Source organism: Hydrogenophaga sp. (genome assembly GCF_018780385.1).
Taxonomy (GTDB): domain Bacteria; phylum Pseudomonadota; class Gammaproteobacteria; order Burkholderiales; family Burkholderiaceae_C; genus Hydrogenophaga.
Map to the genome: position 1 here is coordinate 1 of NZ_JADMJO010000020.1, position 24,591 is coordinate 24,591.

At 69.5% G+C, this 24,591-nt stretch carries 25 protein-coding genes; 1 reads left to right on the plus strand and 24 read right to left on the minus strand.

The window, feature by feature from the left end; all coding sequences use genetic code 11:
• Positions 1–57: 57 nt before the first annotated feature.
• From IV113_RS09290 to IV113_RS09390, 21 genes are all read right to left on the minus strand, one after another.
• The gene (locus tag IV113_RS09290; RefSeq protein ID WP_291083473.1) at positions 58–936 is read right to left on the minus strand and encodes a CoA ester lyase; all 879 of its coding nucleotides are present in this window, start codon (positions 934–936) and stop codon (positions 58–60) included.
• Positions 936–2,294 (minus strand): MmgE/PrpD family protein, encoded by a 1,359-nt coding sequence (locus tag IV113_RS09295; protein WP_291083476.1) that lies wholly within the window; start codon positions 2,292–2,294, stop codon positions 936–938. Before IV113_RS09295 ends, IV113_RS09290 begins: the two co-directional genes overlap by 1 nt.
• A gap of 23 nt (positions 2,295–2,317) precedes the next feature.
• On the minus strand, positions 2,318–3,499 hold the full coding sequence (locus tag IV113_RS09300; RefSeq protein ID WP_291083479.1) for a CaiB/BaiF CoA-transferase family protein: 1,182 nt from the start codon (positions 3,497–3,499) through the stop codon (positions 2,318–2,320).
• Positions 3,500–3,511: 12 nt separating this feature from the next.
• A complete protein-coding gene (locus IV113_RS09305) occupies positions 3,512–4,669 on the minus strand; it encodes an acyl-CoA dehydrogenase family protein (protein ID WP_291083482.1) in 1,158 nt (385 codons plus the stop codon).
• Positions 4,670–4,694: 25 nt separating this feature from the next.
• On the minus strand, positions 4,695–5,570 hold the full coding sequence (locus tag IV113_RS09310; RefSeq protein ID WP_291083485.1) for a MaoC family dehydratase N-terminal domain-containing protein: 876 nt from the start codon (positions 5,568–5,570) through the stop codon (positions 4,695–4,697).
• 7 nt (positions 5,571–5,577) lie between these two features.
• Entirely contained in the window at positions 5,578–6,021 is a 444-nt protein-coding gene (locus IV113_RS09315; RefSeq protein ID WP_291083488.1) for a PaaI family thioesterase, read from the minus strand.
• Between the two features lie 6 nt (positions 6,022–6,027).
• On the minus strand, positions 6,028–7,008 hold the full coding sequence (locus IV113_RS09320; RefSeq protein WP_291083491.1) for a tripartite tricarboxylate transporter substrate binding protein: 981 nt from the start codon (positions 7,006–7,008) through the stop codon (positions 6,028–6,030).
• A 55-nt stretch (positions 7,009–7,063) separates the two neighbouring features.
• Positions 7,064–8,218 (minus strand): acyl-CoA dehydrogenase family protein, encoded by a 1,155-nt coding sequence (locus IV113_RS09325; RefSeq protein ID WP_291083494.1) that lies wholly within the window; start codon positions 8,216–8,218, stop codon positions 7,064–7,066.
• A 35-nt stretch (positions 8,219–8,253) separates the two neighbouring features.
• Entirely contained in the window at positions 8,254–9,750 is a 1,497-nt protein-coding gene (locus IV113_RS09330) for a class I adenylate-forming enzyme family protein (RefSeq protein ID WP_291083541.1), read from the minus strand.
• A gap of 113 nt (positions 9,751–9,863) precedes the next feature.
• Positions 9,864–11,045 (minus strand): thiolase, encoded by a 1,182-nt coding sequence (locus IV113_RS09335; RefSeq protein WP_291083497.1) that lies wholly within the window; start codon positions 11,043–11,045, stop codon positions 9,864–9,866.
• Entirely contained in the window at positions 11,042–11,434 is a 393-nt protein-coding gene (locus IV113_RS09340; protein ID WP_291083500.1) for an OB-fold domain-containing protein, read from the minus strand. Before IV113_RS09340 ends, IV113_RS09335 begins: the two co-directional genes overlap by 4 nt.
• Before the next feature lie 2 nt (positions 11,435–11,436).
• Positions 11,437–12,363: an SDR family NAD(P)-dependent oxidoreductase gene (locus tag IV113_RS09345; RefSeq protein WP_291083503.1), complete on the minus strand. Its 927-nt coding sequence runs from the start codon at positions 12,361–12,363 to the stop codon at positions 11,437–11,439.
• 93 nt (positions 12,364–12,456) lie between these two features.
• Positions 12,457–13,278 (minus strand): enoyl-CoA hydratase/isomerase family protein, encoded by an 822-nt coding sequence (locus IV113_RS09350; protein WP_291083506.1) that lies wholly within the window; start codon positions 13,276–13,278, stop codon positions 12,457–12,459.
• Complete coding sequence (locus IV113_RS09355) at positions 13,275–14,963, minus strand: long-chain-fatty-acid--CoA ligase (RefSeq protein WP_291083509.1); 1,689 nt, start codon at positions 14,961–14,963, stop codon at positions 13,275–13,277. The genes IV113_RS09350 and IV113_RS09355 overlap by 4 nt, the downstream gene beginning before the upstream one ends.
• Before the next feature lie 46 nt (positions 14,964–15,009).
• Entirely contained in the window at positions 15,010–16,161 is a 1,152-nt protein-coding gene (locus IV113_RS09360; RefSeq protein WP_291083512.1) for an acyl-CoA dehydrogenase family protein, read from the minus strand.
• Positions 16,162–16,174: 13 nt separating this feature from the next.
• Entirely contained in the window at positions 16,175–17,002 is an 828-nt protein-coding gene (locus IV113_RS09365) for an SDR family oxidoreductase (RefSeq protein WP_291083515.1), read from the minus strand.
• A gap of 45 nt (positions 17,003–17,047) precedes the next feature.
• A complete protein-coding gene (locus tag IV113_RS09370) occupies positions 17,048–17,479 on the minus strand; it encodes a MaoC/PaaZ C-terminal domain-containing protein (RefSeq protein WP_291083518.1) in 432 nt (143 codons plus the stop codon).
• 9 nt (positions 17,480–17,488) lie between these two features.
• Positions 17,489–17,932, minus strand: coding sequence for a MaoC family dehydratase N-terminal domain-containing protein (locus IV113_RS09375; protein ID WP_291083520.1), 444 nt, complete (start codon positions 17,930–17,932; stop codon positions 17,489–17,491).
• Between the two features lie 6 nt (positions 17,933–17,938).
• On the minus strand, positions 17,939–19,132 hold the full coding sequence (locus tag IV113_RS09380) for a lipid-transfer protein (RefSeq protein WP_291083523.1): 1,194 nt from the start codon (positions 19,130–19,132) through the stop codon (positions 17,939–17,941).
• A 132-nt stretch (positions 19,133–19,264) separates the two neighbouring features.
• Positions 19,265–20,347, minus strand: a complete 1,083-nt coding sequence (locus IV113_RS09385) for an AraC family transcriptional regulator (RefSeq protein WP_291083543.1) — start codon at positions 20,345–20,347, stop codon at positions 19,265–19,267.
• A gap of 71 nt (positions 20,348–20,418) precedes the next feature.
• A complete protein-coding gene (locus IV113_RS09390; RefSeq protein ID WP_291083526.1) occupies positions 20,419–21,624 on the minus strand; it encodes a CaiB/BaiF CoA-transferase family protein in 1,206 nt (401 codons plus the stop codon).
• A gap of 192 nt (positions 21,625–21,816) precedes the next feature.
• Here IV113_RS09390 and IV113_RS09395 point away from each other — a divergent pair, with 192 nt between their 5' ends.
• Positions 21,817–22,248 carry a VOC family protein gene (locus IV113_RS09395; RefSeq protein ID WP_291083529.1) on the plus strand — a complete coding sequence of 144 codons (432 nt, stop codon included), beginning with the start codon at positions 21,817–21,819 and terminating at the stop codon, positions 22,246–22,248.
• A gap of 14 nt (positions 22,249–22,262) precedes the next feature.
• Here the strand turns inward: IV113_RS09395 and IV113_RS09400 are convergent, their stop codons facing one another.
• The 3 genes from IV113_RS09400 to IV113_RS09410 form a co-directional block, all read right to left on the minus strand.
• On the minus strand, positions 22,263–22,625 hold the full coding sequence (locus IV113_RS09400; RefSeq protein ID WP_291083532.1) for a hypothetical protein: 363 nt from the start codon (positions 22,623–22,625) through the stop codon (positions 22,263–22,265).
• Between the two features lie 123 nt (positions 22,626–22,748).
• Positions 22,749–23,192, minus strand: a complete 444-nt coding sequence (locus IV113_RS09405; RefSeq protein WP_291083535.1) for a twin-arginine translocation signal domain-containing protein — start codon at positions 23,190–23,192, stop codon at positions 22,749–22,751.
• A 73-nt stretch (positions 23,193–23,265) separates the two neighbouring features.
• The coding region (locus tag IV113_RS09410) for an iron ABC transporter permease (RefSeq protein ID WP_291083538.1) at positions 23,266–24,591 on the minus strand (1,326 nt) is incomplete at its 5' end.

Sequence of the window (24,591 nt, forward strand, 5' to 3'; positions counted from 1 at the left end):
TCTTCACGCGCACCTTGACGTTGTAATCCACCACGCGTTTGACGGGGACGATGACTTTCATGCTGATCTGCTTTGCTCAAAGGGTTGGGAATCAAGAAGGCGCTCGGCCTTGCGCAGCACCGGCGCATCGACCATGCGGCCGTCGAGCTGGAACACCGCGCCAGCGGCTTGCGCGTTGGCCTGCAGCACGCGGCGGGCCCAGTCCAGCTCGGCTTCGCTGGGCGCCAGGCCCGCGTGCACCAGCGGCACCTGGCGCGGGTGGATGCACAGCTTGCCGCCGAAGCCGAGGCGGCGCGAGCGCGCGACATCGGCCTGGGTGAGCGTGTCGCCGTTGATGTCGGGGCTCACGCCATCGACCGGCGCGGCCAGCCCGGCGCGGCGCGAGGCCGCCACCAGCGCCAGCCGCACGGGCAGCAACTCGTCCTGCGCGGGGCCGCACTCCAGCCCCAAGTCGAGCTGGAAATCGAGGTGGCCAAACACCAGGCGCAGCACCTGCGGCGCGCGCGCCAGCGCATCGGCCGCGGCCCAGCCGTCGGCGCTTTCCACGAGCGGCAGCAAGGCCACCGGCGCACCAGCGGCCTGCGCGATCACGCCCAGCGTGATGACGCTGGCGGCCTTGGGCACCACCAACCCCGCCGGCAAACCGATGCCCAGTTTGCGCAGCCACGCCAGGTCGGCTGCGTGTTCGTCGGGCGCATCACCCGCGTTCAGCCGCACCAGCACGCGCTCACGCGCTGAGCTGTCCAGGCCGCGCAACCAGGCGGCCACGTGCTCGCGGGCGCGCGGCTTGTCCTGCGGCGCCACGGCGTCTTCCAGGTCGAGGATCACCGCGTCGGCACCGCTGGCCAGGGCGCGGTCAAAGCGCTGGGGCGCGTGGCCGGGCACGAACAGCAGGCTGCGCGCGCGGGCCAGCGCGTGGCCGGCGTGCTCGGCCATCAGGCGGCGCCCAGCAGCAGGCCCACGCGCGGCGCATCGGCGATGGCCCACAGGCGCTGCAGCGCGGTCTGCATCTGCGCTTCGCTGGCGCCGCCGCTGTAGCGCGCCAGGCGGTGCGCCTTGGCCTCGATCTCTTCGCGCGTGAGCGTGTTGCCGGGGTCGCCCTTGGGTTCGTCCACGCGGCCGTGCAGCTCACGGCCATCGGTGGTCTTGACGATGACCTTGCCGATCCAGCGGCGCGGGTAGGCGCTGTCCACCTCGGCATCGAGCACCATGCTCACCTTGTCGCGGAAGGTCTGGGTCAGCGGGCTGAGGAAGTGGTCGTCGAACTCGGTGAGGCCGGCGTGGCCGAACTGCGCCACCAGCGCCAGCACCGTGCCCATGGAAAACTTGCTCTGGTGCACCGTGGCCGGCCGCACCACCGGGCCCAGCACGTCGATGGCGCCCTGGTGCACCTGGGTGATCACCTCGGCCACGTCTTGCGGGCGCAGGCCGTGCGCCTGCATGACCTGCAGCAGCGCGTCGGCCGCGGGGTGGGTGTGGCGGCAGCTGGCGTGGAACTTGAACGAGGTCTCCGCCGTGGCCCAGCGGCTGCCCAGACCGTCGGTGAGGCAGGCCACGTCGGCGCCGGTGGACATGCCGGCGGCCATGCCCTGCGGGCCTTCGAGCACCTGGGCCGCGCCGGTGAAGCCGTCGCGCGCCAGCACGGCGGCCATCAGGCCGGCCGAGGCCGCGTGCGCGGTGTGCAGCTGCTTGCTGTCGGCGGCGGTGCGCAGGAACTCCCACAGGCCGGCGGCGGTGGTGCCGGCCGAGCCCAGCGCGTGCTGCATCTGCGCCGCATCGAGCTTGAGCAGGTGGCCCACGGCGGCGGCAGACGCCAGGGTGCCGGCGGTGCCGGTGGTGTGGAAGATGCGGTAGTGCGGACGGCCCAGGTACTCACCCACGCGGATGCCCACCTCGTAACCCACCACCGACGCGGCCAGCAGGTCGCGGCCGCTCGCGCCGATCTGCTGCGCCACGGCCAGCGCCGCCGGAAACACCACCGTGGCCGGGTGGAACACCGAGCCGTTGTGCACGTCGTCCTGCTCGGCCACGTGCGAGGCCGCCGCATTGGCCATGGCCGCCAGAAAGGGGCTGCTGGTGCGCCGCGCGTTGATGACCTCGCTGGGGCCGTGTTCGGGGCCGGTGGCCAGCGCGAAGCGGGTGATGCTCTCCACCGGGCGCGAGCCATGGCCGGCGACGGTGGAGCCGAACCAGTCGACCAGCAGATCTTCGGTCTTGCGCACGACCGGCTCGGGGATGTCGGAGAACCGCAGCTCGGCGGCGAAGGTGGCCAGGGTGGCGCTGGGTGTGTTCATGGTGTGACGGACAGTCGAAGGGTTCAGATGGCGGAGGCGGCGCGCAGCGCGGCGATGTCGGTCACCGATCGGCCAAGCTCGCGCAGGATGGATTCGGTGTGTTCACCGACCGCGGGCACCGGGTCCATGCGCGGTGCAAAGCGGTTGCTGCGCCCCGGGGGCAGCAGTGCGGGCACGGGGCCGGCGGGTGTGCCCACGGTCTGCCAGCGCTCGCGCGCCCGCAGTTGCGGGTGGGCCCAGACGCCGGCCATGTCGTTCATGCGCGCGTTGGCGATCTGGGCCTCGTCGAGCCGGTCGATCACGTCCTGCGCGCTCAGGCCGGCGAAGGCCTGCAGGATGAGGGCCTTGAGTTCGGCGCGGTTTTCGTTGCGCCGGGCGTTGGCGTCGAAGCGCGGGTCGGCGGCGAGTTCCGGTTGGCGCAGCACCTGGTCGCAAAAGGCTTTCCATTCGCGCTCGTTCTGCAGGCCCAACATGACGGTGCCGCCGTCGCCGGCCTGGAACGGTCCGTAGGGGTAGATGCTGGCGTGCGAGGCCGCGGTGCGCGGCGGTGGCGGCGCGCCCTCGAAGGCGTAGTAGAGCGGGTAGCCCATCCACTCCGTCAGGCTCTCGAGCATGGACACGTCGATGTGGCTGCCTTCGCCCGTGCGCTGACGCAGCATCAGCGCGGCGAGGATGCTGGTGAAGGCGTACATGCCGGCGGCGATGTCGGCGGCCGAGTTGCCGGCCTTGGACGGTTCCTCGGGCGTGCCGGTGATGGACAACAGACCCGCCTCGCTCTGGATCAGCAGGTCGTAGGCCTTCTTGTCGCGGTAGGGGCCGTCCTCGCCGTAGCCCGAGATGTCGCAGACGATCAGCCGGGGGTGGCGCTCCTTCAGCGCCGCGTACGACAGGCCCATGCGTGCGGCGGCACCGGGCGCGAGGTTCTGCACCAGCACGTCGGCCTGATCCAGCAGCTCGCCCAGCACGGCCATGGCCCCGGCTTGCTTGAGGTCCAGCGTGAGGCTTTCCTTGCTGCGGTTGATCCACACGAAATGCGAGGACTGGCCCTGCACGCGGGTGTCGTAGGCGCGCGCGAAGTCGCCCGTGCCCGGGCGCTCGACCTTGATGACGCGGGCACCGAGATCGGCCAGCTGGCGGGTGCAGAAGGGTGCGGCCACCGCGTGCTCCAGCGACACCACGGTGATGCCGTCGAGGGGTCGTGTCATGTCAGTGCTCCATCAGTACGATCGGGGTAAACCGAGCACGTGCTCGGCGATGTACGAATAGATCATGTTGGTGGAGATCGGTGCCACCTGGTACAGGCGCGTCTCGCGGAACTTGCGCTCGACGTCGTATTCGCAGGCGAAGCCGAAGCCACCGTGGAACTGCAGGCACACATTGGCCGCCTCCCAGCTGGCCTTGGCCGCCAGGTACTTGGCCATGTTGGCCTCGGCACCGCAGGGCTGGTGGGCGTCGAACAGCGAGCAGGCCTTGAAGCGCATGAGGTCGGCGGCCTGGGTCTCGATGTAGGCGTCGGCGATCGGGAACTGCACGCCCTGGTTCTGGCCGATGGGCCGGCCGAACACCACGCGGTCCTTCACGTAGGCCGAGATGCGTTCGATGAACCAGTGGGCGTCACCGATGCACTCGGCCGCGATCAGCGTGCGTTCGGCGTTCAGGCCGTCGAGGATGTACTTGAAGCCCTGGCCTTCCTGGCCGATGAGGTTGTCCGCCGGGATCTCCAGGTTCTCGAAGAACAGCTCGTTGGTCTCGTGGTTGACCATGTTGGGGATGGGGCGCACGGTCATGCCCTGGCTGGTGGCCTGTTTGATGTCGACCATGAAGATCGACATGCCCTCGGACTTCTTCGTCACCTCGGCCAGCGGCGTGGTGCGCGCGAGCAGGATCATCCAGTCGGAGTGCTGCACGCGGCTGATCCAGACCTTCTGGCCGTTGATCACGTAGCGGTCGCCCCGTTTGACGGCGGTGGTCTTGATCTTGGTCGTGTCGGTGCCGGTGGTGGGCTCGGTCACGCCCATGGACTGCAGGCGCCACTCGCCGCTGGCGATCTTGGGCAGGTACAGCTCTTTCTGCGCCTTGGAGCCGTGGCGCAGCAACGTGCCCATGTTGTACATCTGGCCGTGGCAGGCGCCGGAGTTGCCACCCGCACGGTTGATCTCTTCCATGATGACCGAGGCCTCGGTCAGCCCCAGGCCGGAGCCGCCGTATTCGGTGGGAATCAGCGCCGCCATCCAGCCCGCGCGCGTGAGCGCATCGACGAAGGCCTCGGGGTAGGCGCGCTCCTGGTCCACCTTGCGGTGGTACTCGTCGGGGAACTGTGCGCAGAGCGAGCGCACGGCGTCGCGGATGTCTTGATAAGCGTCTGAGCTGGGCATGGTGGGGCGGGGAGGTGAGGGGATGTCAGACGAAGTCGGCACTGGCCGACATGGTGAGGAAAGCGTCGGTGTCTTGCGCCCAGAGCCGAACGCTGCGGCCGTCGGCCGAGGGCGCGCCGTTGACGCGCATGGGGTGGCCGTCGAACGTGGGGCGCTGGGCGCGGAACTGGAAGCTGGCCAGCTCGCGCCCGGGCGCGTGGCGGCGCACCAGATCCAGCAGCAGCGTGGCAATGAGCGGGCCGTGCACCACCAGGCCGGGGTAGCCCTCTTCCTGCTGGGTGTAGCTGCGGTCGTAGTGGATGCGGTGGCCGTTGAAGGTGAGCGCCGAGTAGCGGAACAGCATCACCGGGTCGGGCAGCCAGGGCTGCTGCCAGGGGGCGTCGGCCTCGGCGGGCACGCCCGCGGGCGCGGGTTCACCGGGCCGGGCAGCGTGGCGGTAGACGATGTCGTGCAGCTCCACCAGCGCGGTGCCATGGGCGTTGCTCACGGTGTGCTCGACCTTCACGAACACCATCTCGCCGCTGCGCCCGGCCTTGTGCTCCACCGAGGCGATGCGCGAGCGGCGCTGCTGGGCCTCACCCAGGCGCAGCGGGTTGCCGGGCTCCCAGCGCAGTTGGCTGCCGGCCCACATGCGGCGCGGCAGCGGCACCGGCGGCAGGAAGCCGCCGCGGCGGGGGTGGCCATCGGGGCCGATCTGGCTGTGCGGTGCCTGCGGCAGGAAGTAGAGCCAATGCCACAGCGGTGGCAACGTGGCGCCGTCCTGCAGTGGCGCGGGGTCGATGTCCAGCGTGGCGGCCAGGCCGCGCGCCGGGGCCAGCGTGGCGGTGTCGTGCAGGGTTTCGCTGCGGTCGGTCCAGCCCTGGAGCTGGTGCACCTGGTCGGGGGACAGTGAAGGGGTCATGACGGACTCAGGTGTTCAGGCGCATGAACTTGAAGGTGCCCACCGCCTTGGCCACCACGTCGCCGCTCTCGTCCGCGATGTGGGCCTCGCAGAAGCAGATCGACTGGCCCGCGCGCGTGGCGCGGCCGTGCGCCACCAGCCGCCCGCGACCGGGCTTGTGGAACTGGGTGGACATGTCGATGGTCATGACGGCGCGCTGGAAACCCGAGTGCGACAGCGCCGCGCTGGACATGGCGCCGTCGAGCATGGTCATGAGCACGCCCCCGTGGGCGTTGTCGAAGTTGTTGGTGAGGTCGTCGCGCAGGTCCAGCACCAGCCTGGAGACCCCGCCCTCGGCCAGCTCCCGCCGCAGGCCCAGCAGGTGGTTGAACGCCACCTGCTGGAACAGTTGCGAGGTGTCGGACGCGGGTTCCTCCAGCACATCGGCCAGGGTGGGGGCGGGGCAGGACATGGTGGATCAGTTCAGCTTGATGTTGGCGCTCTTGATGATGCGGGCATAGACCGCCGCATCGCTCTTGAGGATCTCGGCGAAGTCGGCCGGCGTGTCGGAGGCGGGCAGCAAACCCAGGGCCTCGATCTTTTCCTTCACCTCGGGGCTGGCCAGGATGGCGCGCGACTCGGCGGAAAACTTGTCCACCACCGCCTTGGGCGTGCCGGCGGGCAGCAGCATGCCGAACCAGCCCATGGGCTCGAAGCCGTTGAAGCCCTGCTCCTTGAAGGTGGGCACGTCGGGCAGCCAGCTCACGCGCTGGGTGCCGGTGATGCCCAGCAGCTTGAACTTGGGCAGGTGCGGACGCGAGGAGCCGGCGTCCAGAAAGGCCGCCGACAGCTGGTTGCCCAGCATGGCGTTGACCAGCGGCGCGCCGCCCTGGTAGGGCACGTGCACCATGTCCAGGCCGCCTTCCAGGTTGAGCAGCGAGCCCTGGATGTGCGCGGACGTGCCCGCGCCGTAGGAGCCGAAGTTGAATTTGCCCGGTTGCGACTTCACCAGCGCGGCGAACTCCTTGGCGTTGTTGGCCGGGGTTTCCTTGGGCACCGCCAGGATGCTCTGGCTGATGGCCACGCGGGTGATGGGCGTGAAGTCCTTGATTGGGTCGTAGGGCAGGTTCATCAGCGTGATCTGCTGCACCAGGGCCACGATGGTGAACAGCACGGTGTTGCCGTCGGGCGCGGCGCGCGCCACCAACTGCGAACCGATGGTGCCGCTGGCGCCCGGCTTGTTCTCCACGATCACGGGCACCTTCCACGACTCGCCCAGCTTGTGCGCCACGGTGCGCGCCAGCGTGTCGGTGGCCCCGCCGGCAGGGTACGGCACGACGAAGCGGATCGTCTGGTTCGGGTCGGGGTATTTGGCCTGGGCCCACGCGGGGGCAGCGCTCAGCAAGCAGAGGGCGGTCGCTGCGACAGCGGCCAGGGTGAAGCGTCGTTGTATTTTCATGTTGTCTCCTGTCTTCGGGTGGTTGGGGGAATGGCGCTGATGGGGAGGGTGGCGTTCAGCGCGAGGCTTCACGCACCATGTTTCGTGCGATCACGATCTGCTGGATCTGGGTCGTGCCTTCGTAGATGCGGAAGAGGCGCACGTCGCGGTAGAAGCGCTCGATGCCGTACTCGGACATGTAGCCCGCGCCGCCGAAGATCTGCACCGCGCGGTCGGCCACGCGACCGCACATTTCGGACGCGAACATCTTGCAGCACGAGGCTTCGGTGCTCACGTTCTGACCCAGGTCGCGGCGGCGCGCGGCGTCCAGCACCATGCAGCGCGCGGCATACACCTCGGCCTTCGAATCGGCCAGCATGGCCTGCACCAGCTGGAACTCGGCGATCGGCTGGCCGAACTGCTTGCGGTCCATGGCGTAGGCCAGTGCGTCGCGCAGCATGCGTTCGGCCACACCCACACAGATGGCCGCGATGTGGATGCGACCCTTCTCCAGCACCTTCATCGCGGTCTTGAAGCCCTGCCCCTCCTGGCCGCCCATGAGCTGGGTGGCGGGCACGCGGCAGTTCTCGAAAATCACGTCGGCGGTGTGGGCACCGCGGTGGCCCATCTTGCGGTCGGGCTTGCCGATGGTGATGCCGGGCGTGTCGCGCTCGACGATGAAGGACGAGACGCCGCTGGCGCCCTTGTCGGCCGGGTTGGTGCGCGCCATCAGCGTGAAGATGCCCGCATGCGGCGCGTTGGTGATGAATCGCTTGGTGCCGTTGACCACGTAGTGATCACCGTCGCGGATGGCGGTGGTGCGCAGCGAGGCGGCGTCCGACCCGGCCTCGGGCTCGGTCAGCGCGAAGGAGGCGATGAGCTCGCCGGTGGCCAGGCGCGGCAGGTACTTGGCTTTCTGCTCGGGCGTGCCGTCGAACACGATGCCCTGCGAGCCGATGCCCACCGTGGTGCCGAACAGCGAGCGGAAACACGGCGAGGTCTGCCCCATGGCGAACATCACCTCGGTCTCCTCTTCCATGGTCAGGCCCAGACCACCGAACTCTTCGGGCACGGTCAGGCCGAACAGGCCGATGTCCTTCATCTCACGCACGATGTCTTCGGGGATGTCGTCGGTGTCGGACACCACCCCCTCGGCGGGCACCAGGCGCTCGCGCACAAAACGGTTGACGCTGTCCAGCAGCTGGTTGAGGGTTTCGGTGTCTCGGATCATGGGTCAGGTGTTCGTTCAGGGAAGGGAAAAGAAGGTCAGGCCACGGTGCGGGTGAAGCGGTCGCGCAGGGCGCGCTTGAGCACCTTGCCGACCTCGCTGCGTGGCAGCTGGTCCACGTACTGCAGGTCGGCCAGGCGCTGGGATTTGCCCAGGCGCTCGTTGGCCCAGGCGCGCAGCTCGGCCTCGGTGGGGGACGTCAGGTCGGGGCGGCGCACCACAAAGGCGACCGGCGTCTCGCCCCAACGGGCCGAGGGCACGCCCACCACGGCGGCATCGGCCACGGCAGGGTGGCTGTGCAGCACCGCTTCGAGATCGCTCGGGTAGAGGTTGAAGCCGCCGGAGATCACCATGTCCTTGCGCCGGTCCAGCAGCACGAGGAAACCGTCGGCGTCGAAGCGGCCCACGTCGCCAGTGCGCAGGAAGCGCCGGCCTTGCTCGTCGAACCATTCGATGGCGCGGGTCTGTTCGGGCAGGCCGTGGTAGCCGCTCATCATGGTGGCCGAGCGGCCGACGATTTCACCGGCCTCGTGCTGCGGCAGTTCGCGCCCGACCTCGTCGATCAGGCGGAACTCGTTGCCCGCGCTGGGGCGGCCCACGGTGTGCAGCTTGTCCGTGTGCTCGTCGGCCCGCAGCTCGGTGCGTCCGCCACCTTCGGTCAGGCCGTAGTACTCGGTCAGGTGCCCGGGCCAGCGGCGCAGCACCTCGGCCTTGAGCTCGGCGGCAAACGGCGCACCGGCGCAGAACTTGTGCCGCAAGTGGTTGAGGTTGGTGGACTCGAAATCGGGGTGGTCGAACAGGCGGCGGAACTGCACCGGCACCATCACCGCGTGCGTGGCGCGGCGCGACGCCGCCAGGGCCAGCCAGGCACCGGCGTCGAACTTCGACATCAGCAACACGGTGCCGCCCAGGCCCAGCGTGCCGAACAGGTAGGTGAGCGTGAGGTTGGAGTACAGCGGGATGGCCAGCAGGGTCACCGCGTCGGCGCCGAAGCCATTGGCCGGCGAGCGCTGCAGCTGGGCCCAGCGCATGCCGGCCGACTGCACGATGCCCTTGGGCAGGCCGGTGGTGCCCGAGGAGTAAATGATGTTGAACGGGTCCCCCGCGCTGAGCGCAGGCTCGCGGACCTCGGTGGCATCGCCCAGCCACGCGTTCCAGCCCGGCCCCGTTTCGCCATCGGGCGCGGCGCCGTCGAGCCAGACCGCGCGCAGGCCGGGGGGTGGTGGCGCGGTGGTGGCGTCGCAAAAGACCAGGTGCGCCTGGGCATTGGCGGCCAGCGACGCGCGCTGGTCGGCCGTGCTCGACGCCGGCAACGGCGCCACCACCACGCCCGCGCGCACCGCGCCCAGGAAGGTGGCCACGTAGGCCAGCGACGTGGCCGCGCAGATCGCCACCGCGTCACCGGGCTGCAGGCCCTCACGCTGCAGCGCGCTGGCCACGCGGTCGATGGCGTGGCTCAGCGTGGCGTAGTCCCACACCGTGCCGTCCAGGCAGAGCGCGGGGTGGTCGCCACGCAGCCGGGCCTGCAACGCCACCAGCGCGGGCAAGGTGCCGAAAGGCGCGCTCAGCGCAGCACGCACCTGCTCGGGCAGCGCCGTCTCGGGCGTGGGGTGCAGGGTGGTTTGCGGGGACACGTCGGGGCCTGTCGTCAGAGGGCGTCGGCCGTGCCGAGCACCGCGGTCGCCTGGCTGGAGAGGGTGCCGCCGTTGCCGTGGGCGATGGCGGTGTTCGCCCCCGCGATCTGGCGCTCGCCGCACTCGCCGCGCAGCTGGCGCGCGGCCTCGATGAGCGCAAAGATGCCGTACATGCCCGGGTGCACGCAGGACAGACCCCCCCCGTTGGTGTTGACCGGCAGGCGCCCGCCCGGGGCAATGGCGCCGTCGCGCACAAAGGCCCCGCCCTCGCCCTTGGCGCAGAAGCCCAGGTCTTCAAGGAAGAGCAGGGTGTTGATGGTGAAGGCGTCGTAGAGCTGCACCACGTCGATGTCGCTCGCGCCCAGGCCGGCCATGGCGTAGGCCTGGCGGCCCGACTGCGAGGCGGCGGTCACGGTCAGGTCGTGCATGCTGGAAATCTGGCGGTTCCACACGGCGGTGGCGCCGCCCAGCACATACACCGGCTTGCCCGGCAGATCGCGGGCGCGCTCGGCACGGGTCAGCACCAGGGCGCCGGCGCCGTCGGTGACCAGGCAGCAGTCGCGCACCGAGAGCGGGTCGCTGACCATGCGCGCACCCAGCACGTCGTCGATGGACAGCGGGTCGCGCATGAAGGCCTCGGGGTTCAGGCGCGCCCAGGCGCGCGCGGCCACCGCCACCTCCGCCAGATCGCGGCGCGTGGTGCCGTACTGCTGCATGTGGCGCGAGGCGGCCAGCGCGTAGGCCGAGGGCGGCAGCATGGGTTCGTACGGCATTTCGTACGGCTGTGGATCGAGGAAACGCCGGCTGGCCACGATCTCGCGCCGCCCGAAGGTGGCCGAGCGCTGGGCGCTGCCGTAGCAGACCAGCACCGCGTTGCACAGCCCGGCCTCCAGGGCCAGCATGGCCGGCACCAGGTGCGCGATGAAGCTGGAGCCGCCGAGCATGGTGCTGTCGATGTAGGTGGGGTTCAGGCCCAGGTACTCCACCACCGGCAGGGCCCACATGGTGGAGGCCGCGCTCGCGGTGCACAGGCCGTCGATGTCGGCCATGGTCAGGCCCGCATCGGCCACCGCCGCGTGCGCGGCGCGGGCCAGCAGTTCCATGTCGGTGAAGCCGGGGGCCTCGCCCATGCCGAAGGTGCCCACGCCGGCAATGACGGCGCTGCCGCGCAGGGATTTCAAGCGGTCCGTGCTCATTGGCCAGCCTCCGGATCGAAGACCACAAGGCCCTGTTCGCCCACGCGCGCCACGCGGGCGCGCACACGCTGGCCGATCCGCACCGCATCGGGCGTCACGCCTTCGACGCGGCTCATCAGGCGCACGCCTTCGTCGAGCTCGACGATGCACACGTTGTAGTCACCGCCAGCGTCGGCCTTGCGGCGCACGGTGGTCACGGCGTGCACCGTGCCGGCGCCAGCGGGCGCCACCAGGTCGAGTGTGTTGCTGCCGCAGTGCGGGCAGACCTCGCGCGGAAAGTAGACGTGTTCGTGGCAGGCGCCGCAGCGCTGGATGAGGAATTGCCCCGCGTTGAGCGCGGCCTGGTGGCGGGCCAGGATGCCGCCGCTGGCAAGGTCGGTGCTGGCCATGGTCAGACCGGGTCCCAGCTGAAGACGTCGCCCGAGCGGTCGAGGTCGAAATAGCTGGCCTGGAGCGCCGGCAGCGCGTGGCTGAGCACGTTCTGCGGGGTCCAGCCCTCACCGCGCTGCACCGACCGCACCGGGCGTGGCTGGCTGATGAGGAAGATCTCGTTGTTGCGCACGGCGAAGATCTGGCCGTTGGCGCTGGCCGACTGGTCGCTGGCGAGGGCCACGGCCAGGGGCGCGATCTTGGCCGGTGTCATCTGCTTGATGCGGTCCACGCGGGCTTGCTCTTCGGGCGTCTCGGTCGGGATCGAGCCGATCATGCGGCTCCACGCGAAAGGTGCGATGCAGTTGGAGCGCACGTTGAACTTCTGCATGTCCAGCGCGATGGACTTGGACAGCGCGGCGATGCCGAGCTTGGCGGCCGAGTAGTTGGCTTGGCCGTAGTTGCCGATCAGGCCCGAGGTCGAGGTCATGTGGATGAAGTTGCCCGACTGCTGTTCCTTGAAGTGGGTGGCGGCCGCGCGGCTGACGTAGAAGCCACCGTACAGGTGCACCTTGATCACCGCGTCCCACTCGTCCACGCTCATCTTGTGGAAGAAGCGGTCGCGCAGGATGCCGGCGTTGTTCACCACCACGTCGATGCGGCCGAAGTGGTCGAGCGCGCTCTGCACGATGCGCCCGGCACTGGCGGCCTCGGACACGCTGTCGGTGTTGGCCGCGGCCTCGCCACCGGCGGCGCGGATCTCGTCGACCACTTTCTGGGCGGGGCCCGCGTCCTGGCCTTCGCCGGTCACGGAGGCGCCGATGTCGTTGACCACGACCTTCGCGCCCTCGCGCGCCATGGCCAGCGCGATGTCGCGGCCAATGCCGCCACCGGCGCCGGTGACCACGACGACCTTGCCGGCCACGATGTTCTGGTTTGTCTCGCTCATGGGATGTTTCTCAAGTTGTGAAGGATGGTGGCCGGGTGGGCGCCTTGCGGCAATGCGCGATTGCGAAACCCGGCCTTAGCCTGCCTGGAAGCCTCAGGCGGCGGGGCGGTTGACGGGCCATTGAAAGGGAATCGGCTGCTTCTCGAGGAAGGCCGAGATGGCCTTCTTGTGCGCGGCGGTGCCTGCCGCCACGACCTGGGCGTTGGCCTCGGCCTCCAGCGCGGCGGCCAGGCTGGGGCTGCCGTTGTCCAGCATGCGTTTGATCAGGCTCACGGCCGTGGGCGAGGCGCCCACGAAGCTGCGCGCGATGGCCTGCGCGCGCGGCAGCAGCGCCTCGGGTGCGTGCAGCTCGCAGACGATGCCCAACTGCAGCGCCTCCTGCGCCGACACGTCGCGCCCGGAGAGCATGAGTTCGCGCGCGCGCTGCACGCCCACCACGCGCGGCAGGGTGTAGAAGGCCGCCACGTCGGGCACCAGGCCGACCTTGATGAAGGACATGGAGAACCACGCGCGCGGCGTGGCCAGCACGAAGTCGGCGGCGAGCGCCAGGCTGAAGCCCGCGCCGGCGGCCGCACCGTCCACCGCCGCGATCACCGGGCGGTCCAGCGTGATCAGCTCGCGCAGCCATTCGTGCAGCGTGGCCATGCGCTGGCGCCACTCGCCGTTGTCGAGCTGCAGCGCGCCGATGTTCTTGAGGTCACCGCCGGCACAGAAATGCCCGCCAGCGCCGGTGAGCACCACGGCGCGGATGCCGCTGTCCCGGCGCACGCGGCGCACGGCGTCGGCGAGTTGCTCGCGCAGCACCATGTCGAAGGCGTTGCGCTTCTCGACGCAGTCGAGCGTGATGGTGGCGACCTGGTCCTGCAGGTCGACGTGCACCATGGTGCGTTCGGGGGTGGTGGTGGTGTTGCTCATGAGGTTTCCTGTGCGGCCTGGGCCGCGGCTTCGGCTTCCTGCAACTCGCGCCAGGCCACCTTGCCGGTGCCCGAGCGCGGCAGGCTCGCCATGAACTTGATGCTGCGAGGGGCCTTGTAGGCCGACATGCGCTGGCGGCACCACTCGATGAAGGCTGGCTCGGTCAAGGTCTGCCCGGCCTTGAGCACGACCAGCGCGCGCACGCTCTCGCCGCGCTTCGCATCGGGCACGCCGACAACACAGGCTTCCTGCACCGACGGGTGCTCGTAGAGCATGGCCTCGACCTCGGCCGGCCAGACTTTGAAGCCGCTGGCGTTGATCATGCGTTTGAGGCGGTCGCGCATGAAGAAGTAGCCTTCATCGTCCACGCAGGCGAGGTCGCCGGTGCGCAGGAAGCGCCGGCCGTCGATCTCGATGAAGGCACTGGCGTCGGCATCCGGATTGCGCCAGTAGCCCAGCATCACCTGCGGGCCGCGCGTGACCAGTTCACCGACCTCGCCACACGGCAGTTCCTGCTGCGTGACCGGGTCGACGATACGCGACTCGACTCCCGGCGTGGGCAGGCCCAGGCACTGGCGCTTGCCACGCGCCAGCGGGTTGGCGTGCAGGAAAGCGGCGGTCTCGGTGAGACCGTACGCCTCGTTGTAGGAGAGCCCGAAGCGCTCGGTCAGCATGGTGGCCACCGCCTCGGGCATGGCCGCGCCTCCGCCGGAGAGCAGCGCCAGGCTGGAGAGGTCGCGCGTCAGGGCGTCGGGTTGCGAGAAGAAGTCGATCACCATGGCCGGTGGGGCAGTCCAGGCGGTGATGCGGTGGCGCTCCACCAGGGCCACGGCCTGCGCCGGGTTCCAGCGCGGCATCAGCACCATCGTGGCCCCGAGCGTGATGGGCATGTTCATGCCGTTCTGCAGGCCGAGCATGTGGAACAGCGGCGCCACGCACAGGAACACCGCGTCGCCATGCAGGCCGCGCCACACCTGCGACGACAGGTTGGAGGCCAGCAGCGTGGCGTGGGAATGGCGGCAGCCCTTGGGGTGGCCGGTGGTGCCCGAGGTGTAGGGCAGCACCGCGAGATCGTCCACCGCGGGGTGCTCGCCGGGAGGTGCCAGACCGAGCGCGATGGCGTCCTCGAATCCGTGGAACGCCGGCCCGATCAGCGCGCGGCGCGGCTCGGTGACGACCGCCGGCATGTCGGCATCCCACTGGTCGGCGGCCAGGCCCTGCAGGGCATCGCTGTAGGCCAGCACCAGCACACGATCCACCTCGCCGCGTGCCAGGCAGGCCTGCACCGGTCCCACCAGTTCCTGCGCGCAGATGACCACCCGCGCGCCGCTGTCCTGCGCGTAGTAGCGCAGCTCGGCGTCGGTGCTCATGGGGTTCACCGGCACCACCGCCGCGCCCGCGCGCTGGATGCCGTAGCAGGCCACCAGAAACTGCGGGCAGTTCTGGCTGAGCAGCAGCACACGGTCGCCCGGCTGCACACCCAGGCGCTGCTGCAGGTAGCCGGCCAGCGCCTGCACGCGCTGCCACAGCTCGGCGTAGCTCAGCGTGGCGCCGGCAAACACCACGGCGGGTTTGTCTGGGTGGCGCTGTGCGGTGGTCTGCACGTAGTGGGTCAGCGGCACGCGCGGCACCCGCACCTGGGCGGGAACGCCTTTCGGCCAGAACGGGTTGAGGCCCTGCTCCATCAATGTTGTCTCCTGGGAATGTGTCCGGTCTTGTGAAGGGGCCGGATCACAGGTTGCGCGAGATGAGTTCCTTCATGACCTCGCTGGTGCCGCCGTAGATGCGCATGACGCGCGAGTCCACATAGGCGCGGCAGATGGGGTACTCCATCATGTAGCCGTAGCCACCGTAGAGCTGCAGCATCTCGTCGAGCGCGCGGCCCAGTTCCTCGGTGACGAAGAGCTTGGCCATCGCGGCCTCGTCCAGCGTGAGCTTGCGGCGCAGGTGTTCGCCCAGGTACTGGTCAACCATGATGCGCACGGCGGTGGCGCGCGTGCGGATCTCGGCCAGTTTGAACTTGGTGTTCTGGAAATCCACGAGCGGTTTGCCGAACACCACGCGCTCGCGGGTGTAGCGCACGGTCTCCTCGTACATGGCCTCCAGCTTGGAGGCCGCGCCCAGCGCGATGATGAAACGCTCCTGCGCCAGGTCCTGCATGAGGTAGCCGAAGCCCTTGTTCTCCTCGCCCAGCAGGTTGCTCGCCGGCACGCGCAGCTCGTCGAAGAACAGCTCGGCGGTGTCGGCCGCTTCCTGGCCCATCTTCTCCAGCTTGCGCCCGCGGCGAAAGCCCACCCGGTCGGCCTCGACCAGGATCAGCGACACGCCCTTGGCACCGAGTTCGGGGTCGGTCTTGGCGACCACCACCACGAGGTCGCAGTTCAGGCCGTTGGAGATGAAGGTCTTGGCGCCGTTGATGACGTACTCGTCACCGTCGCGGCGCGCCGTGGTGCGGATGGCCTTGAGGTCGCTGCCGGCGCCCGGCTCGCTCATGGCGATGGCAAGAATCACCTCACCCGAGGCGCAGCCCGGCAGCCAGCGCGCCTTTTGCGCCGGCGTGCCCAGGCGCGCGATGTAGGGCGCCACGATGTCCGAATGCAGGCCGAAGCCCAGGCCGCCCACACCGGAGCGGCCGATCTCCTCGACGATCACGGCGGCGTGGCCGAAGTCGCCGCCCGCACCGCCCCACTCCGGATCGAGCGTGGGACACAGCAGGCCTTCACGCCCGGCTTTGAGCCAGGTCTCGCGGTCGACGCGGCCGTCCTTGTCCCACTGCGCCTGGCGCGGCTTGCATTCCGTGTCGAGGAAGCGGCGCACGGTGGTGCGCAGCATCTCGTGGTCTTCGCGGTAGACCTGGCGCGGGTAGGTCAGGATGCTTTCCATGTGCGGGCTCCGTTCAAGGCTTGCCGCCGCCGCAGACCAGGACCTGGCCGCTGACGAAGTTGGACTCCGGGATGCAGAACAGGTAGACCGCGCCGGCGGCCTCTTCCGGTGTGCCGCCACGGCCCAGCGGAATGGTCTGCTCGATCGACTTGAGGATCTGCGGATTCACGCCCACCTTGATCTGCTGGCCAGCGATGTCGATGCTGGCGTCGGTGCCGGCGGCGGCTTCGGTCAGGCGGGTCATGATCAGGCCGAAGGCCACGCTGTTGACGTTGACCTTGTAGCGGCCCCACTCCTTGGCCAGCGCCTTGGTCAGGCCGTTCACGCCGGCCTTGGCGGCGGCGTAGTTGGCCTGGCCGGCGTTGCCGTACACGCCCGACACCGAGGAAATGTTCACCACCTTGCGGAACACCGGCGTGCCCGCTTCGGCCTCGCGTTTGGCCGCGTCGCGGAGGAAATCAGACGCTGCGCGCAGGATGCGGAACGGCGCGGTGAGGTGCACCGCGAGCATGGCGTCCCATTGCTCGTCGCTCATCTTCTGCACCACGTTGTCCCAGGTGTAGCCGGCGTTGTTGACGATGATGTCCAGGCCGCCGAAGGTGTCGATGGCGGTCTTGACGAAGCGTTCGGCAAAGCCGGTCTCGATCACGCTGCCCACGCAGACCGTGGCTTGGCCGCCAGCGGCCCGGATGTCCTCGGCGGTCTGTTCGGCGGGCGCGGCGTCGAGGTCGTTGATGACCACGCGGGCGCCGTCGCTGGCGAGTTTGAGGGCGATTTCACGGCCGATGCCGCGACCGGAACCAGAGACGATGGCAACCTTGCCGTCGAGTTTTCGGGACATGGAAAAACTTTCTCGATGAATGGATGAAGGGTGGCGGGCGGTGGCTCAGGACAGGGCCAGCACGGCCTCGCCCTGGAGCTTCACGACGCCGGCCTCGTTGGCGGTCTGCACGTTCACGCGCACACGGCGCTCGCCGTCGACCACGAAGGTGTCGACCACCTCGCCGGTGCAGCGGATGCGCTCGCCCACCTGGGTGAGGGCGGCAAAGCGCACGCTGAACTCGCGCACGGCGGTCTGCGGCACCCAGTTGGTGAGCAGGCGCCCGAGCCAGGCCATGGACAACATGCCGTGGGCAAACACATCGGCCTGGCCGGCGGAGCGCGCGAAGTCGGTGTCGACATGGATCGGGTTGTGATCGCCAGAGGCCCCGCAGTACAAGGCCAGGGTCAGTCGGCTGAGGGGTGGCAGCTCCAGCGGCGGCAGGGGGTCGCCGGTCTGGACGCCTTCGAGGGAAACGGGGGCGGATAGGGTGCTCATGGGAATGTCTCAGCCGTTGCGCATGACGGTCACGCTGCGCAGGTCGGCCACGTGCTCGCCGCGCTGGTTGCTCACGCGGGTCTTGCGCACGACGAACTCCAGTGCGCCGCCCTTCTTGTCGTAGATGTCCTCGATGCGCTGCTCGAAGCGCAGGCGGTCACCGGCGTAGGCCATGCGGTGGAAGGTGAAACCCTGCTCGCCATGCAGCAGGCGGCTGTAGTCCAGGCCCAGCAGGTTGCGGATGGCCGCCGGGTCCGGCGCTTCCATCTCCAGGCAGAACAGGAAGGTGGGCGGCACCGGCAGGCCGGGGTGGCCGGCCGCCTGCGCGGCGGCTTCGTCGGCGTAGACCGGATCGGTCTGGCCGGTGGCCTTGGCGAAGAAACGCAACCGGCCCTTGTCGACCTCCACCTCGAAGGGCGCCATGGCGTGTCCGATGTACTGGCGATCGATCATGGCGAATCAGACCTTTTCGTAGAGGGTGATGACGCAGGCGCCGCCCAGGCCCAGGTTGTGCTGCAGGGCCAGGCGCGCGCCCTCGACCTGGCGCTGGTCGGCCTGGCCGCGCAGCTGCCACACCAGTTCGGCGCACTGGGCCAGGCCCGTGGCGCCCAGCGGGTGGCCCTTGGAGAGCAGGCCGCCCGAGGGGTTGGTCACGACGCGGCCGCCGTAGGTGTTGTCGCCGTCCATGATGAAACGCTCGGCCGTGCCTTCGGGCGTGAGGCCCAGCGCTTCGTAGGTGATGAGTTCGTTGGCGGTGAAGCAGTCGTGCAGCTCGACCACATCGAGGTCTTCCGGGCCGATGCCGGCGGCCTCGTACACCTGCGCGGCGGCGGCCACGGTCATGTCGTAGCCCACCACGCGGCGCATGTCGTCGGACTCGAAGGTGCTGGGGGTGTCGGTGGTCATGGCCTGGGCCTTGATCACGACGCTGGCGTCCAGGCCGTGCTTGCGCGCGAACTCGGCCGAGCACACGATGGCGGCGGCGGCGCCGCAGGTGGGCGGGCAGCACTGGTAACGCGTGAGCGGATCGAACACGGAAGGTGAGGCCATCACCTCGTCGAGCGTGAGGGTCTGGCGGAACACGGCCAGCGGATTGCGCGCGGCATGCTGGCGCGCCTTGACCGAGATGCGGCCAAAGGTGTCGGGGCGGATCCCGTACTGCGCGATGTAGTCGCGGCCGGCGCCACCGAAGAACTGCGCGGCGCGCGGCTTGTCTGGTTCGTAACCCTGGTGGCTGGTCATCACGTCGGCGAAGCGCGCCATGGGCGAAGGCCGGTCGTCCCACGCACCTTTGAGCGCGCCGGGCTGCATCTGCTCGAAGCCCAGGGCGATGGCGCAGTCGACCATGCCGCTTTCCACCGCCTGGCGCGCGAGGAACAGCGCGCTGGAGCCGGTGGAGCAGTTGTTGTTGACGTTGAAGACCGGGATGCCACTCAGGCCCACGCCATAGATGGCGGCCTGGCCGGCTGTGGAGTCGCCGTAGACATAACCGACATAGGCCTGCTGCACCTTGTCGTAGTCCACGCCGGCGTCTTTGAGGGCGGCCTGCGCGGCGCGCATGCCCATGACGGTGTAGGGCTCGCTGGCCCCGGGTTTGGTGAAGGGGATCATGCCCACGCCGACGACGTGAACGGGCCTGCTGGTACGGCTCATCAGGGTTTCCTTGGGGTTGGTGTGATCGATGGGGACAGTGTGTCGTCCACCCCGCCCGCGGCCAATCGCAGTACGGCCCAAAATGATTGGCAGAAATGCCCAGCGCAACGCGGGTTGCGCACCCCGGCGGCGTCAGGCCGCTGGCAGTGGCGGCGGCAACGCAGCCGCGTCGGGGGCCTCCGCGCCGGGCACCAGGTAACGCTCGCGGTAGGCCCCCGGGGCCAGCCCGGTCCAGGCCTTGAAGGCCCGGTGGAAGGTGCTGGCCTCCGAATAGCCCAGGCGCTCGGCGATCTCGATCAGCGTGAGATCGGGCCGCGAGAGGTACTCCACCGCCACGTCGCGGCGCAGGCTGTCCTTGATGGCCTGGAAGCCCTGGCCTTCGCGCTGCAGGTGGCGGCGCAAGGTCTGCGGCGTCATGGCCAGCGAGGCGCTCACCTGCTCCAGCGAAGGCAGGTCTTCATGCAGGTGGCGCCGCAGCACGCGGCGGATGCGCTCGGTCAGGCTGGTGTGGTCGCGGTACTTCACCAGCAGGTCGCCCGGCATCTGGCGCAGGAAGGTCTCCACGCTCTCGGTGCTCTGCACCACCGGCAGGTCGAGCCAGCGCGCATCGAAGCGCAGGCCCATCCACCCGTGCCCGGGGTGCACCGGGGCCTGGAACAGGCGCGAGGCCTCGGAGCGCTGCACCGCCGCGTCGCGGTCGTAGATCACGTCCTGCAAGGGAATGCGACGCGCCACCAGCCAGCACAAGGTGCCGAACGCAAAAAACATGAACGAGCGCTGTGCGTACTCCAGCGCGGGGGTGCGGGCGCCACGCGCCGCGATGCGCAGCGTGGCCTGCCCGCCCGCCACCTGCAGGTGCACACCGAAACCGGGCAACACCTGGTGGGCATAACGGCAGCCCTGCCGCAGGGCCTGGCCCAATGTTTCGCAGCGCACGAGCAACCGGCAGCCGGTGGCGAAGCTGCCCAGCGGCACCGGGCGATCGCACAGGCCCCAGAGTTCGTCGCGCATGTGGCGGGTGAGCTGCACCACGAGCGCGGCGTACTGGCCCTGCGTCACGCGGGCCAGCGGCGACTCCAGCAACATCGGCGCAATGCCCGCGCGCTGCAGCAGCCGCGAGCAATCCATCCCCCGGGCGCGCGCGCCCTGGAGGATGTGAGCCACCTGGGCGATGGCAATGGTGTGCTGGACGGGACGGCTGTAACTGGAGGGCATGGACACAGGAGGACGCGTTTGGCGCGCCGCGACCATACCCGAAAGGCCCCAGGGCCTCAAGCTGCCGTCGCTCAGCCGATCGCCGCGCTGGCCCGCAAGCGCGTGATGTCCTGCGTTGTCCATCCGAGCTCCATCAACACGGCGTCCGTGTGTTCACCGGGGTCTGGCGCGGGGCGGGACACCACAAAACGAAAGCCGGTCATCTGCACCGGCGTGGCCAGCTGACGCCGGGACGCACCGTCGGGCGTGGGCACATTCACCACCATGCCGCGCGCCTGGGTGTGTGGGTGGTCCAGCGCCTCGTCGAGCCGCAGCACGGGCGTGACGCAGCACTCCTCGCCATCGAACACCTTCACCCACTCGGCTTGCGTGCGCGATGCCAGCACCGCCGCCACTTCCTTGCGCAGCAGCTCGCGCTCCGGTGTCGTGTCGCCCGGGTGCCGCGCTTTGAAGTCGGGCCGTTCGAGGCATTCGCAGAAGCGGTCCCAGAACTTCTTCTCCAGCGCGCCCACGGCCAGCCAGCGTTGGTCCGAGGTCTGGTAGTAGTTGTAGCAAGGCAGCGCGCCGGTGAGCTTGTCCTGCCCCACCGGGCGGGTGCGGCCCTGCTCGTGCACGGCCACGTTGGGAATGATGGCGTTGGCCATCAGGCCGTCGGCGATCGAGATGTCCACATGCCGGCCCAGGCCGCTGCGCGCCGCATCGAACAGCGCTGCCAGGATGCCCATGACGGCGGGCATGGTGCCGCCCAGCAGGTCGGCCACCGGCACGTTGGACAGCGCGGGTGCGCCGCCCGGCTGACCCATCTGGTCGGCCACGCCGGAGAGCGCGGCGTAATTCATGTCGTGTCCCGGCGCCAGGCGCATCGGCCCGGTCTGCCCGTAACCCGTGATGCTGCAGTACACCAGCTTGCGGTTGCGCGCATGCACCGTCTCCCAGTCCACACCGAGGCGTTCCATCACGCCCGGGCGAAAGCCCTCCACCAGCACGTCGGCGCTCTCGCACAGGCGCAGCAGCGTGGCCACACCGTCGGGATGCTTGAGATCAACGCGGATGCCGCGCTTGTTCCGGTTGACCTGGTGGCGCACGCCGGCCGCGGCGTAGTCACCCGCCCCCATGTCCTCGACCTTGATCACGTCGGCCCCCAGATCGGCCAGGTGCATGGCGCACATGGGGCCGGGGAGCAGCCGGGTCAGGTCCAGCACGCGCACGCCGGCCAGCGGCGCACCTTGCGCCTGGGCCTGCCCCCGGGGGGACTCCAATACATCGGTTTTCCACATGGCACCACTGTAGGTGCGGGGTGTCGGCTGCCGAATGGCGAAAACGACCAACCGGTATGGCGCGTTCGCTCAGAGCAGCACCGCGATGCCCGCCGCAGACCGCCCATCGCCACACGCCGGCCCCTGTCGAAACCGCGCTGGCCCGTTCGTCGTCAGTGGGCAGCCTCTCTTTCATCCCTTTCAGGAGATCCCATGTCGATTCAACTCTGTGCCTACATGTCCTACGACGGCGACTGCGCCGATGCGATGAAGTTCTACGCCCAGGTGCTGGGCGCCAAACTCGAAGCACTCATCACCTACGGCGACATGCCCGGCGAGATGCCGGTGCCGGCCGAGCATGCCAGCCGCGTCATGCACGCTTACCTGGTCCACCCCGATTTCGCGCTCATGGCCGGCGACGCACCGCCCGGCGTGCCCTTCGCCGGCATCCAGGGCTGCATGTTGGCCATCACCTACCCCACGGTCGCCGAAGCCACGCGCGTCTTCAACGCCCTGGCCGACGGCGGCAAGGTGACCATGCCGCTGGCCGAGACGTTCTGGGCCGACACCTTCGGCATGGTGACCGACCGCTTCGGCACGCCCTGGGGCATCAACGGAGGACCCCGGGAGATGGCTCAGAAGTAGCCCACGCGACGGCGTCACCGGTGCGTGATGCGCGCCAGCAAAACACCCACGACCACGCCAAACAACACGGCGCTCAACGGGTTGGCTCGCGCGCGTGCGCGCACGCTGTCGGCCGCATGCCTGCCCGCGTCACGCAGCTGGCGCGCCCGCCTGCGCGGGTTTGAATGCGCGTCGGACACGCCGCGCTCAACGCGCCTGGCCAGTGGGTCGGCCTCATCGGTCATGCGCTCGACCCGATCGTTGGCTTCTTGCAGCAGTTGCTTGGTGATCTCGGTGCCGTGCTCGGCCATGCCCGTGTGGCCAGGCTCGCGCACGACCTCGGTGCTGGGGATGCCGGTGTAGGGGAAAGCGTTGTCGGTCTCGGTGTTGCTGGACATGTGCGTCTCCAACAGGCCCGCCAAGTGAGGCCCGTGAAGCAACGGTAGAGGCCGCCCAAGGCTGGGTCTGTTCGGTGCCGCACGGCGACGATCACTTCGACCAGAAGCCAGCGCTGCTGTCGCTCAGAGTTGCCCTTCGGTCAGCGTGTCGAGCTGAAAACGCCCGCTGCGGTCCCACAGCCACGTGTCGACATACTGGACCCGCCCGAAGCCGGGTGGCGACGGAAATGGCGCGGCCTGGCGCACGAGGCGCTCGATCTCGGCCATGACTTCCGGCGCATGGCTCGGCCCCCGCAGCCAGCGCGTGGAGCCCACCCACCCGCCCTGGCTCACCTCGACCTCCAGCACGCCAATGGCGTAGAGCATGGCGGGCAGTTGCCCTCGGTAGATGCGGTCCGGGTACTTGCGGTAGAGGTGGGTCGCGGCCTCGCGGCGGTAGGCTGCGCTCGCGGGCGCCTGGCCGGGCAATGGCGAGCGGGTACCGCAGCCAGCCACCAGAGCGGCAACGCCGCTGACAGCGGCCAGCGCCATGAACTGGCGCCTTTCTTCTTGGGGGTTTTTGAGCATGAGCGCCGTGTGTGGATTGAAAAATTCATTAGAGCAGCCCACCCCAAGCGGCACAACAGGCCGCAACACCCGCTTACCGCTGTCGCAAGGTCCGGCTGAGCAAAATGACCGGCACCAGGCCCACCAGCACCAGCGTGAGCGCCGGCAGCGCCGCCTCGCCCAGGCGCTCGTCGCGGGCCAACTGGTAGGTCACCACCGCCAGGGTGTCGCTGTTGAAGGGGCGCAGCACCAGGGTGGCGGGCAGTTCCTTCATCACATCCACGAACACCAGCAGCGCGGCGGCGGCGGTGGAGCGCTTGAGCAGCGGCCAGTGCACGCGCGCGGCCAGGCCGACACCGGTGGTGCCCAGCATGCGGGCCGAGTCGTCCAGGCTGCCCGGAATGCGGGCGTAACCGCTTTGCACCGACTGCAGGGCCACGGCGGTGAAGCGCACCATGTAAGCCCACACGATGCCCAGTGCCGTGGCGGTGACGAAGTAGCCCACGCTGGTGTCGGGCTTGACAGCCTGCAGCCAGCCCACCGGCAGCAGCAGGCCCACCACGATCACGGCGCCGGGCACGGCGTAGCCCAGGCTCGCCAGCTGCACCACGCCGCGCGTGACCTTGCCGGGGCGAGCCCGCACCGCGAACGCGAGCGCCAGCGCGATGGCCGTGGCCAAGGCGGCCGAGAGTCCGGCGAGCCACACGCTGTTGCGCGACCACTGCACGAAGGACGTCCAGGGCAGCTCGTCCCAGCCACCGATGAGCGGGCGCAGCATGAACAGCACCGGCAGCACGAAGCCGAAGGCGATGGGCAGGGCACACAGCGCGATGGCGAGGCCGGCGCGGGCACCGCGGAGTTGGGCGGGCTGGGCTTCGTTGCTGCCGGCGCGCTGACCGCGCAGGGTGGAAAAGCGCATGCGGTGCTGCGCGCGGTGCTCCAGCCACAGCAGCAGCGCCACCACGGCCAGCAGCATGGTGGCGAGCTGGGCGGCGGCCAGACGGTTGTCCATGGCCAGCCAGGCCTTGTAGATACCGGCGGTGAAGGTCTGCACGCCGAAGTAACTCACCACGCCGAAGTCGGCCAGGGTTTCCATGAGCGCCAGGGCCACACCCGCCGCCACGGCCGGACGCGCCAGCGGCAGCGCCACCTCGCGGATGCGCCGGGTCAGCGGCGCGCCGAGCAGACGCGCGGCTTCCATCAGCTGCGAGGCGCGCTCGGCCAGCGCGGTGCGCGCCAGCAGGTACACATAGGGATAGAGCGAAAACGTGAACACCCAGACCGCGCCGGGCGTGTTGCGTATCTCGGGGAACACACGGCCACTCAGGCCGAAGCTCTCGCGCATCCACACCTGGAGCGGGCCGCTGAACTGCAGAAAATCGGTGTAGGCGTAGGCCACCACATAGGCCGGCATGGCCAG

Bases quoted from the DNA above. Each gene is read 5' to 3' on its own strand.
- IV113_RS09350 (WP_291083506.1), bottom strand. From the start codon at position 13,278: ATGAGCAACACCACCACCACCCCCGAACGCACCATGGTGCACGTCGAC.
- IV113_RS09325 (WP_291083494.1), bottom strand. From the start codon at position 8,218: ATGATCCGAGACACCGAAACCCTCAACCAGCTGCTGGACAGCGTCAAC.
- IV113_RS09390 (WP_291083526.1), bottom strand. From the start codon at position 21,624: ATGTGGAAAACCGATGTATTGGAGTCCCCCCGGGGGCAGGCCCAGGCG.
- IV113_RS09370 (WP_291083518.1), bottom strand. From the start codon at position 17,479: ATGAGCACCCTATCCGCCCCCGTTTCCCTCGAAGGCGTCCAGACCGGC.
- IV113_RS09315 (WP_291083488.1), bottom strand. From the start codon at position 6,021: ATGTCCTGCCCCGCCCCCACCCTGGCCGATGTGCTGGAGGAACCCGCG.
- IV113_RS09385 (WP_291083543.1), bottom strand. From the start codon at position 20,347: ATGCCCTCCAGTTACAGCCGTCCCGTCCAGCACACCATTGCCATCGCC.
- IV113_RS09405 (WP_291083535.1), bottom strand. From the start codon at position 23,192: ATGCTCAAAAACCCCCAAGAAGAAAGGCGCCAGTTCATGGCGCTGGCC.
- IV113_RS09365 (WP_291083515.1), bottom strand. From the start codon at position 17,002: ATGTCCCGAAAACTCGACGGCAAGGTTGCCATCGTCTCTGGTTCCGGT.
- IV113_RS09290 (WP_291083473.1), bottom strand. From the start codon at position 936: ATGGCCGAGCACGCCGGCCACGCGCTGGCCCGCGCGCGCAGCCTGCTG.
- IV113_RS09305 (WP_291083482.1), bottom strand. From the start codon at position 4,669: ATGCCCAGCTCAGACGCTTATCAAGACATCCGCGACGCCGTGCGCTCG.
- IV113_RS09300 (WP_291083479.1), bottom strand. From the start codon at position 3,499: ATGACACGACCCCTCGACGGCATCACCGTGGTGTCGCTGGAGCACGCG.
- IV113_RS09340 (WP_291083500.1), bottom strand. From the start codon at position 11,434: ATGGCCAGCACCGACCTTGCCAGCGGCGGCATCCTGGCCCGCCACCAG.
- IV113_RS09355 (WP_291083509.1), bottom strand. From the start codon at position 14,963: ATGGAGCAGGGCCTCAACCCGTTCTGGCCGAAAGGCGTTCCCGCCCAG.
- IV113_RS09380 (WP_291083523.1), bottom strand. From the start codon at position 19,132: ATGAGCCGTACCAGCAGGCCCGTTCACGTCGTCGGCGTGGGCATGATC.
- IV113_RS09295 (WP_291083476.1), bottom strand. From the start codon at position 2,294: ATGAACACACCCAGCGCCACCCTGGCCACCTTCGCCGCCGAGCTGCGG.
- IV113_RS09335 (WP_291083497.1), bottom strand. From the start codon at position 11,045: ATGAGCACGGACCGCTTGAAATCCCTGCGCGGCAGCGCCGTCATTGCC.
- IV113_RS09400 (WP_291083532.1), bottom strand. From the start codon at position 22,625: ATGTCCAGCAACACCGAGACCGACAACGCTTTCCCCTACACCGGCATC.
- IV113_RS09375 (WP_291083520.1), bottom strand. From the start codon at position 17,932: ATGATCGATCGCCAGTACATCGGACACGCCATGGCGCCCTTCGAGGTG.
- IV113_RS09345 (WP_291083503.1), bottom strand. From the start codon at position 12,363: ATGAGCGAGACAAACCAGAACATCGTGGCCGGCAAGGTCGTCGTGGTC.
- IV113_RS09320 (WP_291083491.1), bottom strand. From the start codon at position 7,008: ATGAAAATACAACGACGCTTCACCCTGGCCGCTGTCGCAGCGACCGCC.
- IV113_RS09395 (WP_291083529.1), top strand. From the start codon at position 21,817: ATGTCGATTCAACTCTGTGCCTACATGTCCTACGACGGCGACTGCGCC.
- IV113_RS09310 (WP_291083485.1), bottom strand. From the start codon at position 5,570: ATGACCCCTTCACTGTCCCCCGACCAGGTGCACCAGCTCCAGGGCTGG.
- IV113_RS09360 (WP_291083512.1), bottom strand. From the start codon at position 16,161: ATGGAAAGCATCCTGACCTACCCGCGCCAGGTCTACCGCGAAGACCAC.